We start from the raw sequence: 13587 nt of genomic DNA on the forward strand, positions 1-13587 counted from the left end.
GGGTTACGCGGCTTTTTTCGATGTGACGAGAATTCGCAACGAGACTCCGGCCAAATCGATTTGATCCCCGTCCTTCAATTCCACCTGCGTCGTCACCTGAGCCTGGTTCAACAGCACCTTCTTGCCGTGATTGGGCGGAATGAGGGTCCAGGTTTCTTTCCGCCTGGCGATCATGGCCGCGACTTTGGGGGCAAACCATCCGGTCAAGCGGATCGTGGCGTCCTCCTGGGAGCCGATCACGGTCACGAGTTTCGTCAAGTGATATTCCGTCCGGTCGGTCCGGCCCGAGAGCACTTCGACCTTGGCCGCAGGAGAGGCTGCAGCCGGTCCCCGATGTGCCTTGCCGGTCAGGACCATCGTCTTGTCCAGGTCCATCGCGCCCATCTCGCCGGAGGATGACGCCTGCAGCGGAACGGCGCTCTGATCCCGGAATACCAATCGAGCATGACCGATCGCGATGACGTCCGCGTCCTGCAATTGGCGGCGGTCCACGGCCCTTGAGTTCAAGAGGGTGCCGTTCGTGCTCTTCAAATCCTCAAGAAAGTAGGCGGCCTGAATTTTCACGATACGGGCGTGGTGTCCGGAAACCGCGGGATCGTCCAGGACCAGATCGTTGTCGGGTTTTCGTCCGATGGCGAAGGTCGGCTTGGCGATGTCGATCTCTTGCATCGCGGCATCCTTCGACTTCAACAACAGTTTGGCATGGGAGGCAATGACCTCAGGCATGGGAATTCTCCTTGCTGATCGTCATGGATAGTGGATGGCGGCGGACATGCCGGCGGATGCGATCCCATAGGGTTGGCGTTGTTGCCGCCTGGATGGCCAGAACAATGACGGTGATGTTGTCGCGTCCTCCAGCGGTTTTGGCGAGCGACAGGAGGCGTTCGGCGATCGGCTGCGGGGTTTTCCGATCGATCATGGTTTCCAAGATGGCGTCCGGCATGACCTCACGGGTCAGACCGTCCGAGCAGAGCAGCAGCACGTCGCCCGGCATCAACGGGATCTCGGACAATTCCACCTCGACGGAGTTGGCGATCCCCACCGCGCGGGTCAGAACGGATGTCCGGCGGGAGCCCTCGATCGTGCCGCTGCCAGACGAGTCCAAGCGAGTCCGTTCGATCTCCGCCGAATGGTCCCTGGTCAGGCAGTCGAGGCGCCGGTCGCGCACCAGGTACAACCGGCTGTCGCCCACGTGGGCGATGGAGGCAACCTGATCGTGAATCACAACGGCAACGACCGTCGTGCCCATGCCCGCGCAGGCCAGCCGTTGCCGCGCTTCACAATGAATCACGCGGTTGGCATAACGGATCGCCCCGCCCAACCGGTTCGTGACCGGGGAAACGGACTCGTCGGATGGAGCATCAGCGGCCGACCCTGGCCCGTCTGGAGCGTCGCGAAGGTAGGAGCAGATGCTGTCCGCGGCGAGGCGGCTCGCGATGTCGCCGGCCGCGTGGCCACCCAGGCCGTCGCAGACCAGGTAACACCCAAGCGACGTCTCGATCGCATAGGCGTCTTCGTTTCGCTCCAGAATGAGTCCGGGGTCCGTCAGGGCTGCGACGGAGATTGAAAAGGGAGGAGTCATGGTGTCAGGCTGCCATGGCGCGCAGGCAGTCGCGCAATGATCGGCTCAGGTCGCCGGCCTTCGCGAAGCGATGGGCCGGGTCTTTCTGGAGCGCGCAATCCACGATACGGTACAGTTCGGACGGCAGCGAGGGCCGGTCGTCGGCCAGACGCCGGTGCGGTTCGCGCGCAATCCGATAGAGCAACGTCGTCACGTCGTCGGCTTCGAAGGGCCTGCGTCCCGCCAGCAACTCGAACAGCACCACTCCCAACGAGAAAATGTCGGCGCGGCCGTCGGCTTTTCGGCCGGCCACCTGTTCCGGGGATATGTAGGAGGGGGTGCCCAGGACGGCCATGGAACGGGTCTTGATCGAATTCGTCACCGTGGCGATCCCGAAATCCATGACCTTCACACGGCTGTCGGAAGTCAGCATGATATTGGCGGGCTTGATGTCGCGGTGCACCACGCCTTGACGGTGGGCATAGTCGAGCGCGTCGGCCACGGTGGCCACGGTGTCCAGCACGGCGGCGAGCGGCAACTGGTTTTGAGCACGGCCGTAGGGCCGCAAGGTTGTCCCTTCCAGATATTCCATCGCGATGAACCCCAGACCGTCCTGCTCGCCGGCGTCGTAAATCGTCACGATATTCGGATGGGACAGCCGGCCGGTGGATTCGGCTTCGCGAAAAAACCGGGCCTTCACGGCATCGGCCTCCTCCGCATCTTCCGCCCCATCCAGCCGCACGGTCTTGATGGCCACGAATCTCTGAATGGTGGGGTCCTTGCCAAGGTAGACCGTCCCCATCGATCCTCGGCCGATTTCCTTCAGCACCCGGTAGCGCCCCAGCGACAATCCGATGAGACCGGCGCCGGAGCGGGACAGGGGTGGAGCCGGTGCAGGGGACCGGCGGGCATGGGACAAGATCTGCGTCCTCTCTTCGCCTGCCTGTTCCGTGACCGAGGGTGCTTCCTCTTCCTGTTGGTCCGCATTCGGCATGCTGGTGCCTTGGAAGCGATCTCCAAGGAGGTGGTGGAGGGAATCGAGGCGGCTGAGCCAGGCCAGGGTGAACCACAGCCCACTACCGACCAGGACCCCGCTAAACACGAACAGGAGAGGGACATGGGCCTGTGCGCCGGCAGCCGTTCCGATCGCACGACGGATGGACGGTGCGGCCAGCAGGAATCCTCCCAGCAAGACGGCGGGCGGCACGATCGTCCGCGCCCATGTCCCTCCTCGTCCATCGTCCGGACGAGTGCCGACGATGTGGCGGGCAAGCAGGAAGGTCCAGAAGACAACTAGGGTGTTGCCGAGCAGCAGGCTTGAGGCTCCGGCCGTAAAGTCGGACTGGCCGATCCGCAGGTCATGCAGCAGCGGGTGGCGGCTGAGAACGGAGCCGCCGATCAGTGACACCGCGCCGGCTATCGCGCAGAAGCCGACCCAGCCCCAGGACACTGTGCCGTGAGTCGTTGACATAGGGAACAGTCCCAGTCTAACGGAGGGAGGAGCAGAGTCAACGATTCGGGCGGTTTTCGACGAGACACTGTCAGAACGTGGAAAGGATGAATTGCTGGCGCCTGCCCGAGGAGTTGCTAAGATTCAAGCACATGTTCTACAGGACCCTGTAAGGAGGAAACACCGATGAAACTGTTTGGTCCGCATCGCTCGATTGTCTCGGGAATGGTCCTGGCCGCTTTGCTGGCGACGACCAGCGCCTGTTACGGCCCCTTCAACCTGACGCGCAGCGTCTATAAATGGAACGGCAACGTCAAGGGGAGCGGGGAGGTCAACGAGAAATGGATGAAGGAGATCATCTTCCTCGCGCTGGTCATCATTCCGGTCTACCAACTCTCCACCTTGGCTGACGCGTTCATTTTCAATTCCGTCGAATTCTGGACCGGCCAGAATCCGGTGAAAGTCAGCCAGTCGTCACCGTCCAACGGCACGAAGACGGTCCGGGTCGGCGATCTGCGAACGGAAGTGGTGTTGGTCTCGGACGGGCCGTCGAAACGGGTCGAATACCGGCGGGATGGGCTGGTCGTCAAAACCGGCAGGGTGATCGAGGAGGGCGGACGTCTGAAGCTGGTCGATCAAAACGGACAGGAACTCTTTTCCGCCGAGGTCTCGCGCGAGGGACAGGTGATGATCCTGGACGGTGATTGCCGGCCAGTCGAAACGCTCTCTCCGGAACAGGTGAAGGTGCTTGGCCAACAGGCAGAGAAATTGTAAGAAGGAGGAATCCCGTCAGGGGCTCAGCGTCCGCGAAAGCTACCGCCAGGCCCGCCAGGATTCACGCCCGGCGCAAAGGGAACCGACGGGGTTGATGATCCTGGTCCCGGCATCAGAGGGGCATGGGGTTGAAAGGGGAGTACGGGAGCGGGCGTGAGGTTCGAAGGAGGAAGCGGCATCCCGAATGGCGTTTTGGCCCCCTGGGCTGGTTGACCCGGGGGTAGAGTGAGCGTCGATGGAGAATCGCCACGCTCCTGAACCGGCCCAAACGTACCGTGCGGATCCGAGTAGAGCCCCGTCCCGCTTCCCAGATCCGTGATCGTTCCGCTGGTTCCGTCCTGGCCTCGAAACACCGTGACATCAGCCGCTGCATCGGGCCAGGGCGCGAGGCTCAGCGCCATCGTGACGGCAATCACGATGATGTATGATCGTCCTGCCAGAGCCGGCCTCATGGTCGATGCCGCTCCTTACAGACAGGGTTCCCGACGGTCAGCCCGCCACCTCGGCCGCGCGCCTCAGCGGCTCCAACAGCTTCTCCGGCACCTTGAGATCCCCTCGGCCCGTGCCGACATCGATGTCCGGTTTCGTGAGCCCGTGAAAATCGCTCCCGCCGGTCACCAATAGATCCAGGCGTTGCGCGAGTTGCAGATATTCGGCGGTCTGCTTGGGCTTATGCGTGCTGTAGTGGGCTTCGATCCCGCCAAGGCCCGCTTCCTTCAGCTCCTCGCATAAAGAGACCAGCGCCGCGCCGGTCGCGGGCACCCAGGTGGGATGGGCCAGGACCGGGACCCCTTGGGCTTCGCGAATCCATTGGATCGCCGTTGTGGGGTCAGGCAGATCGCGGGGCACGAACGCCGGTCCGCCGTTCGCGAGGTAGCGGTCGAAGGCTTCCTTGGCCGAGGAGACATAGCCCTTCGCCATCAACACCCGCGCAATGTGCGGGCGCCCGACCGATTCCGTCCCGGCGAGTTGCTGCACCTCGTCATAGGTAATGGCCAGCCCGAGTTCCTGCAATTTCCGGATGATCTGAGGATTCCGTTGGTGGCGGCCCGCGCGCAGGCGGATCAGCCGCTCGTTCAACAGCGGGTCCCGCCAGTCGAGGAAGTACCCCAGAATGTGCAGTTCCGTGTCGAGATAGCGGGAGCTGATTTCGATGCCGGGGATGACTTCGATGCCGTAGTCGGCTCCCGCCTTCATCGCCTCGGGCAGGCCGGACGTAATGTCATGGTCGGTGATCGCGAGCGCGGTGACATTGGCCTCGTGGGCCAGGGCCAGCACGGCGGCCGGCGGCAGGCTGCCGTCCGAATGGGTCGTGTGCAGATGGAGATCGATGCGGCGGGCCCGGTCGCTCATGCGGATCGCTTCGTCAGACCTTTTGTGCGAGAAGCTGCGCCGTCCAGAGGGGGGCGGCGCCGTCGCTGCCCGCGTGCTCGCCTTCATCGTAACACAGGATATGCAGGGGGTGGATGAGGCGGATCAACTCGTTCGGTTCGAGACAAAATTCCCGGCGCCGCGGATGCTGGTGCTTGAGATGGTTCGCGACCGTGAACGTCTCGTAGACGAGCATCCCGCCCGGTTTGAGCGCCTGAATCAGGCGCGGAAACAGCGGGCGATACAGATAGAAGAACACCAACACGACATCATATTGCTCGGTCCCCAGGTCCGGAATATGGACCGGGTCGGTTTCCAGATCGATAGTCTTGGTTGACAGCGTCGCCAGATGCCGCTCCTGCGCCATCGTATTGAGCGCGATCAGCGCCTGCTCGTCCCGATCGATACAGTCGACCTGGAATCCGTTGGCCGCCAGGTACATGGCATTCCGCCCCGCGCCGCTCGCCACATCGAGCGCGCGGCCGCGCGGAAGGCGGTGGAGTTGTTCGATCAGGAACCGTGCCGGAAGCGGATCTTGTCGCTGATTCATATGGGCCTGCCTCGTTCGTTTGAGCTGAACACCGACCGAACCCTGCACGGACTTGACCGGCGGATGGACCTTGCGCACCCACAGGTACGCCGCCTCGACCGGAAACTCCGCAAACAGGGTCGCGAGCATGCGCTCGGCCATGGTCTCAAGGAGGTGGCACGGAGCGCCGGTGCCGACCTGGACCAGCCGCTCCGCCACCTGGGCATAGTCGATCGTGCGGCGCAGGTCGTCGGTAATTGCGGCCTCGCCGGCCTTGTCGGGTCGGCCCTCCAATTCCACATCCACCGCGATGGGTTGCGGAATGCGGCGCTCCTGGTCGGTGACGCCGCAAGAAGCTTGGAACTCCAGCCGTTCGATGACAATCCGTGCCGGCATGGGGGCCATTCTTAAAGATTGCCGCCGGCCAAGTCAAATGAGGATCACGAGATGGATACGAAGACAGTTCGATGGCGGTCGGGATGATCCTGAAGGTCTTACGCAACTTGAGGAACAGGCTGGAGGACCGGTTGGGATGCCAGAAGGGGCAGCAGGTTCTCGGTGATCCGTTCGAGCGCCCTGGCGGCGGGGGACTGTGGAAAGGCTTCCGCGACCGGGAGATAGCCGCGGACGGCCCGCTCCATGGCCTGGTCTTCGGGAATCTCTCCAATCAAGGTCAAGTCCCCGCCGACGTAGTCGCGAAGGAGCTTGCGCAGATGCAGGATGTTGACGTGGGTGTGGCGAACGGTGCGGTTGATGATCAAGCCGGGCCGAAAGGTGGACAAGGCCGCTTCCGCGGCGACCCGCCCGGCTTCGTCGGTCTGGCCGGCCGCGTCCAGCACCTCCTGCACGCTGTTGAAGTCCCGCTCGGACAACGCCTCCGCCATCGGATCGCGGGCCAGAAAGTGAGACAGCACCCGGCGGATCGCGGCGAGCTTGATGAACCGGTAGAGGTCCAACACCGAGGTGGGGTCCGGCGTGGCCACCGCCAGATGGAGGTCGGCCATCAGGAAGAAGTCGAGGGCGTGAAAGCCGGTTCCCGCTCCGATGTCGATCACGACCACGTCGGCCTGAAGATCCTGAAAGTGGCGGATCAATCGCTTCTTGCGCGCATAGGGCATGTTCGCCGTGGCCAGCGTGTCGCCGGTTCCGGCGATCAGTTTCAGGGCCGGATGGATCGTCACCGGTTGGGCCACCTCGTCCAATCGTGCGACGTGCTTGTTCAGAAAATCCGTCAGTGTCGCGGCAGGGTGAAAGAGCCCGAACAAGACATGCGCATCGGCGCCCCCCACGTCCAGGTCGGCCAACACCACCTGCTTCCCCTTCTTGGCCAGCAACAGGGAGAGATTGGCGGCAATGACGCTCTTTCCAACCCCGCCTTTACCCGAGGCAACGGAGATCATGATCGGCATGGGGTGCGCTTTGGTCCTATGCTGGTCGAGAACGGCTCTGCGGCGCGGCGCGAAGCCCGAAATCGGAGGCTCGCCGCCTCTGGGGCGATGCGTGTTCAATCTTACCTGCGGAAGTCCCATTCCCCAAATGAATTGCCAGATTGAGAAATGGCCGCGCACGACCGCCGATCCATCTACTTGCATAGCCTCAGGTCCCACCCTACGATGGGATATCGGAGCCACCTATGATAGATCGGGGTTTCGCTACGGATCACGTGGAGCGCCGTAGCGGACGGGGCGTGACCGACGACCTTCAGCACACCTCGCTCCTGCGCCGCTGGGCCGAGGCCTTTTGGCATGAGTGGGAACAGACTGCGCAGGCCGGCCGCGCGCTTGAAGGTTTGCTGATCGCGTTGGTGCTGGCGATCTTTGCGCTGGATGTGGAATTGCCGAGAGGGGCGGCCCCGGAATTCCTCTACAGCGGTGCCATCTATTTCTCCCTCTGGTCCCGCAGGCGTGGATTTCCGGTCCTCATGACCTGCGGCTGCACGATCTTCACCGTCTTGGGGGCGGGCCTGTCCGCCCCTGGCACGCTGCTGTGGGTTGATCTGGCCAACCGGTTTTTTGCCACGGTCGTGATGTGGATCACGTTGGAACTCGGGGTGACCAGGCGCGAAGCCCATCAGGCGCTGCAACAGTCTCATGCCGAGTTGGAATCCATGGTCCGGCAGCGCACGGCCGAACTGTCCCATGCCATCGAGGCGCTCCAGGCCGAATTGGCACAGCGGACTGAAGCGGAGCGGTTGTTGGCCGAGAGCCGGGAAGAATACCGTATGCTCTTTGAACATGCGCCCTATCCGATGTGGGTTGTGGACCTGGAGACCCTTCAGTTCCTGGACGTGAATGAGACCGCCGTCCGCCACTACGGGTACTCGCGGGAGGAGTTCCTGGCCATGACGATCAAGGATATCCGCCCTCCCGAGGATATTCCCCGATTGTTGCAGGCCTTACAGACTGTGAAGGATACTCCCCGCGCGGAAGGCGTTTGGCGCCACCGCAAGAAGGATGGGTCGTTGATTGACGTCGAGCTGGGTCTCTATTCGCTCGACTATGCGGGGCGGCGAGCCAGGTTGACCGTGGTCAACGATGTCACGGAATCGAAGCGCCTGCTGGATCGCCTCACGGAAAGCGAGGAACGGTTCCGGAAGGTGTTCGACGAGGCCCCGATCGGGATGGGTATTGTGGGAACGGACGGACGCTTTCTGAGAGTCAATGGGGCCTTGTGCAGCATGGTCGGATACGCCGAATCCGAGCTGACGGTGAAAACCTTCAGCGAGATCACCCATCCGGACGATCTGGAGCATGACCTGCGGCTCGCGCAGGAGGTTTTTGAAGGGATACGGCGGTCGTATCAGATTGAAAAACGGTATCTCACCAAGAGCGGCGGCGTGGTCTGGGGCCATCTGACTGTCGCCGTGCTGCGCGAGGGGAACGGGAAACCCGGGTACGCGTTGGGCATGATCAAGAATATCTCAGAGCGCAAACGAGCCGAGGCGATCAGGACCCGGCTGCTCAACAAGATCATGGTCGTCCAGGAGGAGGAACGCCGGCACGTTGCCCGGGAGCTGCATGACGGGATCGGCCAGATTCTGACGGGTCTGGCGGTGGGACTGCGCTCGCTCGAAGACGGGACCCGGCCGGAGCTGCTGGTGCCTCAGGCCCGCAGACTCCGGCAGGTGGCCACAGACGCCGTGGAGGAAGTACGCCGCATCGCCAGGGGGCTCAGGCCCAGCGTGCTCGACGATCTGGGCTTGGAAGAGGCTTTGCGGCAATATGTCTGGGACTATATCCGGTCTTACGGGATCGAAGCCGACGTCCAGTTCATGGGAGAGAAGCACAGCCGGTTGCCGAACGTGGTGGAGACGGCGTTGTACCGGATTATTCAGGAAGCGATGACCAACGCCGCCAAGCATGCAGCCGCCAGACATGTCAGCGTCGTGCTGCATCGGGGCGATTCGGTCGTGACTACGATCATCGAGGATGACGGATGTGGGTTTGAGGGGGAAGGAACTGTTTCCGGCGGTCCTTCCGGGCTCGGCATTCCGGGCATGCGTGAACGGGCGAGCCTGCTGAATGGAACGGTGGAGATCGAATCGTCTCCCGGGAAAGGGACCACTATCTATGTGTGGATACCGGTAAAGGAGGGCGCTCCATGACCATTCGGGTATTGCTGGCGGATGACCATGCCGTGTTGCGGGCCGGCCTCGCGATGCTGTTGAACGCCCAGTCGGATATGGAAGTCGCGGGGGAAGCCGGGAACGGCGCCGAGGCCGTCCGCAGCGTTCAAACAACGGCCCCCGATCTTGTGGTGATGGACCTGTCGATGGGGGAACATTCGGGACTCGAGGCGATTTCCAAGGTCCGCAGTTCCAGCGTGGGAACTAAAGTGCTCGTGCTGAGCATGCACACCGACGCCTCGTACGTCCGCATGGCGCTGGCGGCCGGTGCCTCCGGGTATGTGGCGAAAAGCGTGGCTGATACGGAACTGTTGACCGCGATTCGGGCAGTTGCGCAGGGGCGGACCTTTGTCGATCTGGCTTTTGAAGCCCAAGCCGTGCGAAGTGAGGTGATGGAGGAGTATCGCCAGGAGTCGGAGTCCCGGCCGGCCGATCCCATACGCCGGCTCAGCGGACGGGAGCGCGAGGTATTAAGCCGCGTGGCACAGGGGTTTACCAATAGCCAGATCGCCGAATCGTTGGGGATCAGCGTCAAATCGATCGAGACCTATCGGGCGCGAGTGCTGGAGAAGCTGGGCCTACGGACCCGCGCCGAACTGGTCCGATTTGCACTGGGGTCGGGTCTGCTGACATCGGAACGAGGCGTTCATGGCGCGTAACAGGATGGTGAAAGGCCTGCCGGCCCCATTCCGGCCGGGCTGGTGGTCGAGGCGTCGAAAGACACCGATACCGTCGCCCGGTGACCTTTCTCAGCCGTCTACGTGAGCCAGGTCCCATCTGCCTAAGTCATATGGAGCGCAACCGCCGTCCTCCCCTCGGCATCCCCCGCTGGTTTCTCATTCTTGCTTGCTTCATTCTTCTTGGCCCTGCGGTTCAGGCCTTGTTGAATCTCGCGCCGGTGCGAGGGGCGCTTGCGCAACTGTTGGCGGGCGAGACCGGACTCGAAGCCGGAGACCTGCATATCCGCCTCGTCCCGCGCCCAAGGGCGCAACTGCTTGATGTCGTCATGCGCGATCCGGTTCGGCAGGAGCCGGTCTTCCGCGCGCAACGCGTAGAGGTGGTGTTGGCGCTCCGCCCCTTGCTGCGGAGGGAATTCTCGTTGGCCAAGGTGCTGGTGGTGGACCCGCGCCTGACGATACGTCGGGATTCCGGCGGACGCTGGCACCTTCCGTTCGAGGGCCAAGCCGATGCCGTTCCGGAGCCGGATCAGAAACTGGAAGACCGTCTCGCGGACCTGCCACCGGTCGTAGAATGCCGCGGGGGCGAGATCCTGCTGGTCGTGGAGCGGGAAGGACGGGCTCCTGATTCGCTTCAGATGACGGAGATTCATTTCTCGTCCGTGAGGTCCGCCGTACTGCAGCGCATCGAGCTTTTCTTGGGCGGGCGGATCGAGTCGGGCGGAGCTGTTTCGACCTTGAGCGTGACCGGAGCGATCACGAGTCTTGATCAAGCGAAGACCGTGCTTCCCAGCCAAGACATCCCTCAAGCAACTCGGCTGTCTTTTACGGGAAGGGTCGAGGTTCACGGGATGGCGACCAGGGAGTGGAGCCGATGGCTGGGAGCGGGTTCAACGCGTCAAGACCTTGATGGAGTGACGGATCTGACCTCCCATGTCACCCTCGCCCCGGGGACAGGCGGCTATGACCTCAGCCTCTCTTATCTCGAATTGCGGCTGGATTGGTTAACCGTCCAAGGGCATGGGGGGATTCAAGGACTTGGGACCGAGAGTCCGCGCTACACGGCGACGCTCTCCTCTTCACCGTTCAGTTTTGAAACCCTTGTCCAGCATGTTCCCGCCCTCTGGGTCGATCCGGAGGTCAGGGCGATGTTGGCCCGCCACGAGGGGGCCGGACTGTTCGAGGTGGTGAAGGCCAGCGTGAGCGGGCGGGTCGGCGAAGCTCAGGCGGATGAGTGGAAAGGGATCGTGAAATTGTCTCAGGGGCATGTCGTGCTCGGAACGGACCGCATCCCGGCTCGGGATCTGTCCGGCACGATCTTTTTTGATTCCCACACCATTCAATTCATGGAGGTAAAGGGCGCCTACGGGCCGATCCGAATCTCCAACGGCACATTGAAATTGTCCCATGCACAGGTGGCGCCGACGTTGGATCTGGAGGTGACAGGTGAGGTTCAGGCCGGCGATCTTCTCCGGCTCATGCGGCAAACGGGCGAATCTGAGGTGCAACGGGTGCTGCGGGAGAGGATTGACGATGCGGCGGGACCGCTCCGGCTGTCGGTTCGTCTGGCGGGAGGGCTCACGCCGGAGCCCAAGGTGGCGCTAGTGAGGGCCGAGATTTCCGGGCATGGGGTCGAAGTTCGAACCACCGAGTTACCGCAGGCGATCGAGCAGATCGATGCTCATGTGATTGTGACGCCGCGTGCCGCCGAAGTGCGGCAATTCAACGGCGTGGTCGGGCCGCTCCGCTTCGAGACAAAGGGTGCGGTGGAATTGGAGCCACTCTCAAGGCTGCATGATATCTCGGTTCGTTTGGAGGGGAAGGGTGAGGAACTCCTCCCGTTTGTCGGCGTCGACCCGTCGGCCTATACGGGATTTGTCTTGAAGGGACCTCTCCGCGCGATGGTGACCATCCAGGGTCTTTGGTCGGCTCCTCGATTCAAGGGAATGGTCGAATTAGATCAGGCGACATTGGCCGTAGCTCCCGTGATTGACAAACCAGTCGGCGTCGAGACCACCGTCAAATTTGCGGGGAGCTTCTCAGGCCGGGACGGACTCACGTTCTCCCGGCTCGATGTCCGGTTGCCGTTCGTGCGTTTGGATGGGAGGGCCAAGATCGGTTTGAAGCCTCCCCATCGGTTCAACGCTCATCTGGCGGCGGGGCCGGTCTCGGTTGCGAGGCTGGAGAGCGGGTTTTCGGCCGGTTCCCTCAAGGAAGGGGTGTTAAAGGTGTCGGTGGATGCCAAGGGGCGGTGGCCGGATTGGGCCTCGTCCCGCTTCTACGGGTGGGTGGAGCTGAGAAACGGCGTGATCCAGGACGAACGGATGAAGGATGCGCTCCAGGATGTCGGGCTGCGGATGCAATTGGCGGGACAGGAAATCAACATCGAGCGGCTGGCCTTCAGAATCCGCGAAAGCGACCTGCGGGTGAGGGGGTACATCAAGCGTTGGATGCGCGAACCCGATATGGTGCTCACGATCGAGTCGTCGAAGCTGGATCTCTGGCGGCTGCTGTCGCAAACGGACAAGGCCGATGGAGGGGAGGCCGAAGCAGGCGAGCCGCTGCTCGATCGCTTGCGCCGGTGGGTACAGGCCGGTCATGCCGACGTGGGCCTGATCATCTCGCAGGCTCGGTATCGGCAACTCCTGGTCGAGAAGGTCAGCGGGCACCTGCGGATGGGCGAGGGGCGGATCGAGATCGACCGCGTAAGCGGCGACACGAAGGAAGGGACGATCGCGGGGGATGCCTTGCTGGACTTGCGTGCCTCTAAGGCGGATCTCACGGGAATGTTCCGGATCGACGGGGTGCCGGTTCAGCGTGTCGTCTCGCTGTTCGAGCCGGAAGAGGAGATCCTGAGAGGCCTGCTATCGGTGACGGGAAAAATGCAAGGCACGTTCCAGGAAGGAACTCGCTTCCTCGGCACCCTGCGCAGTCTCGATCCGGTGGTGGTGCGGATCGAGCGCGGACAGATCGTGCATGGCAGGGTCCTGCCGAAGGTCCTCAAGATCCTCAATGTGCCGGCGCTGTTGAAGGGGAAAATCGATCTTGACCACGACGGCATCCCATTCGAACATATCGCGGCGACGGTGTCGATCAACGACGGGGTGCTGGCCTCCGAGGACATTCGGTTCGACAGCCCGATCGTCAAGGTCAGCGGTGCCGGGACTCACAATCTGATGACCGATCAACTCGATCTGGCCCTGGCCGTGAGTCCCTTGGGAGCCTATTCCGACACCATCGCCAGCATTCCCCTGTTCGGCAAGCTGTTCGCGGGTGATCGCCCCGGCGTGACGACGGCGCTCTTCGACGTCAAGGGGCCGTGGAGCGATCCTGATGTCCGTTATCTTCCCGTCGAATCCCTTGCCAAGGGCCTGACCGGCTATCCTCGGCTGGCCATCGACGTGCTGACCAATCTGCTGACGCTCCCCCAGACACTCACCAGTCCCGATTCTCCCTGACCTGCGCCGATCAGCGAGGTTGGGCCTCCGGCGACCATTGGCGGAAACCATCAACCGAATCGGCGGCCTCGCTAGGAGGCCGCCGATGGTTGCGCTCGATCTCCGGGGAATGACGAAGAGGCTTCATCGGTGTCTGTGATCG

At 62.6% G+C, this 13587-nt stretch carries 11 protein-coding genes; 4 read left to right on the plus strand and 7 right to left on the minus strand.

What is annotated here, in order from left to right:
* Positions 1–3 precede the first annotated feature (3 nt).
* The 3 genes from QWI75_RS09105 to QWI75_RS09115 are packed head-to-tail and all read right to left on the minus strand — an operon-like array spanning position 4 to position 3032.
* Positions 4–726, minus strand: coding sequence for an FHA domain-containing protein (locus QWI75_RS09105; protein WP_289268381.1), 723 nt, complete (start codon positions 724–726; stop codon positions 4–6).
* Entirely contained in the window at positions 719–1582 is an 864-nt protein-coding gene (locus tag QWI75_RS09110) for a PP2C family protein-serine/threonine phosphatase (RefSeq protein WP_289268382.1), read from the minus strand. Before QWI75_RS09110 ends, QWI75_RS09105 begins: the two co-directional genes overlap by 8 nt.
* Positions 1583–1586: 4 nt before the next feature.
* Positions 1587–3032, minus strand: a complete 1446-nt coding sequence (locus QWI75_RS09115) for a serine/threonine-protein kinase (RefSeq protein WP_289268383.1) — start codon at positions 3030–3032, stop codon at positions 1587–1589.
* 165 nt (positions 3033–3197) lie between these two features.
* Here QWI75_RS09115 and QWI75_RS09120 point away from each other — a divergent pair, with 165 nt between their 5' ends.
* On the plus strand, positions 3198–3785 hold the full coding sequence (locus tag QWI75_RS09120) for a DUF3332 family protein (RefSeq protein WP_289268384.1): 588 nt from the start codon (positions 3198–3200) through the stop codon (positions 3783–3785).
* A gap of 23 nt (positions 3786–3808) precedes the next feature.
* Here QWI75_RS09120 and QWI75_RS09125 read toward each other — a convergent pair whose 3' ends face one another.
* From QWI75_RS09125 to QWI75_RS09140, 4 genes are all read right to left on the minus strand, one after another.
* The gene (locus tag QWI75_RS09125) at positions 3809–4237 is read right to left on the minus strand and encodes a hypothetical protein (protein ID WP_289268385.1); all 429 of its coding nucleotides are present in this window, start codon (positions 4235–4237) and stop codon (positions 3809–3811) included.
* Between the two features lie 37 nt (positions 4238–4274).
* Positions 4275–5138 (minus strand): PHP domain-containing protein, encoded by an 864-nt coding sequence (locus QWI75_RS09130; protein ID WP_289268386.1) that lies wholly within the window; start codon positions 5136–5138, stop codon positions 4275–4277.
* Between the two features lie 13 nt (positions 5139–5151).
* Positions 5152–6081, minus strand: coding sequence for a dihydroneopterin aldolase (gene folB / locus QWI75_RS09135; RefSeq protein WP_289268387.1), 930 nt, complete (start codon positions 6079–6081; stop codon positions 5152–5154).
* A 98-nt stretch (positions 6082–6179) separates the two neighbouring features.
* A complete protein-coding gene (locus QWI75_RS09140) occupies positions 6180–7094 on the minus strand; it encodes a P-loop NTPase (protein WP_289268388.1) in 915 nt (304 codons plus the stop codon).
* Between the two features lie 224 nt (positions 7095–7318).
* Between QWI75_RS09140 and QWI75_RS09145 the strand changes: the two genes are divergently transcribed.
* From QWI75_RS09145 to QWI75_RS09155, 3 genes are all read left to right on the plus strand, one after another.
* Positions 7319–9289: a PAS domain-containing sensor histidine kinase gene (locus tag QWI75_RS09145; protein ID WP_289268389.1), complete on the plus strand. Its 1971-nt coding sequence runs from the start codon at positions 7319–7321 to the stop codon at positions 9287–9289.
* Positions 9286–9969: a response regulator transcription factor gene (locus QWI75_RS09150; RefSeq protein WP_289268390.1), complete on the plus strand. Its 684-nt coding sequence runs from the start codon at positions 9286–9288 to the stop codon at positions 9967–9969. The genes QWI75_RS09145 and QWI75_RS09150 overlap by 4 nt, the downstream gene beginning before the upstream one ends.
* A gap of 131 nt (positions 9970–10100) precedes the next feature.
* On the plus strand, positions 10101–13445 hold the full coding sequence (locus QWI75_RS09155; protein ID WP_289268391.1) for a DUF3971 domain-containing protein: 3345 nt from the start codon (positions 10101–10103) through the stop codon (positions 13443–13445).
* Positions 13446–13587: the final 142 nt, after the last annotated feature.

Origin of the sequence: Nitrospira tepida (genome assembly GCF_947241125.1) — a bacterium.
In the GTDB taxonomy this organism is placed as follows: domain Bacteria; phylum Nitrospirota; class Nitrospiria; order Nitrospirales; family Nitrospiraceae; genus Nitrospira_G; species Nitrospira_G tepida.

Excerpts from the sequence above, each read along its gene's own strand:
- QWI75_RS09105 (WP_289268381.1), bottom strand. The coding sequence starts at position 726 with ATGCCTGAGGTCATTGCCTCCCATGCCAAACTGTTGTTGAAGTCGAAG.
- QWI75_RS09110 (WP_289268382.1), bottom strand. The coding sequence starts at position 1,582 with ATGACTCCTCCCTTTTCAATCTCCGTCGCAGCCCTGACGGACCCCGGA.
- QWI75_RS09115 (WP_289268383.1), bottom strand. The coding sequence starts at position 3,032 with ATGTCAACGACTCACGGCACAGTGTCCTGGGGCTGGGTCGGCTTCTGC.
- QWI75_RS09120 (WP_289268384.1), top strand. The coding sequence starts at position 3,198 with ATGAAACTGTTTGGTCCGCATCGCTCGATTGTCTCGGGAATGGTCCTG.
- QWI75_RS09125 (WP_289268385.1), bottom strand. The coding sequence starts at position 4,237 with ATGAGGCCGGCTCTGGCAGGACGATCATACATCATCGTGATTGCCGTC.
- QWI75_RS09130 (WP_289268386.1), bottom strand. The coding sequence starts at position 5,138 with ATGAGCGACCGGGCCCGCCGCATCGATCTCCATCTGCACACGACCCAT.
- folB (WP_289268387.1), bottom strand. The coding sequence starts at position 6,081 with ATGCCGGCACGGATTGTCATCGAACGGCTGGAGTTCCAAGCTTCTTGC.
- QWI75_RS09140 (WP_289268388.1), bottom strand. The coding sequence starts at position 7,094 with ATGCCGATCATGATCTCCGTTGCCTCGGGTAAAGGCGGGGTTGGAAAG.
- QWI75_RS09145 (WP_289268389.1), top strand. The coding sequence starts at position 7,319 with ATGATAGATCGGGGTTTCGCTACGGATCACGTGGAGCGCCGTAGCGGA.
- QWI75_RS09150 (WP_289268390.1), top strand. The coding sequence starts at position 9,286 with ATGACCATTCGGGTATTGCTGGCGGATGACCATGCCGTGTTGCGGGCC.
- QWI75_RS09155 (WP_289268391.1), top strand. The coding sequence starts at position 10,101 with ATGGAGCGCAACCGCCGTCCTCCCCTCGGCATCCCCCGCTGGTTTCTC.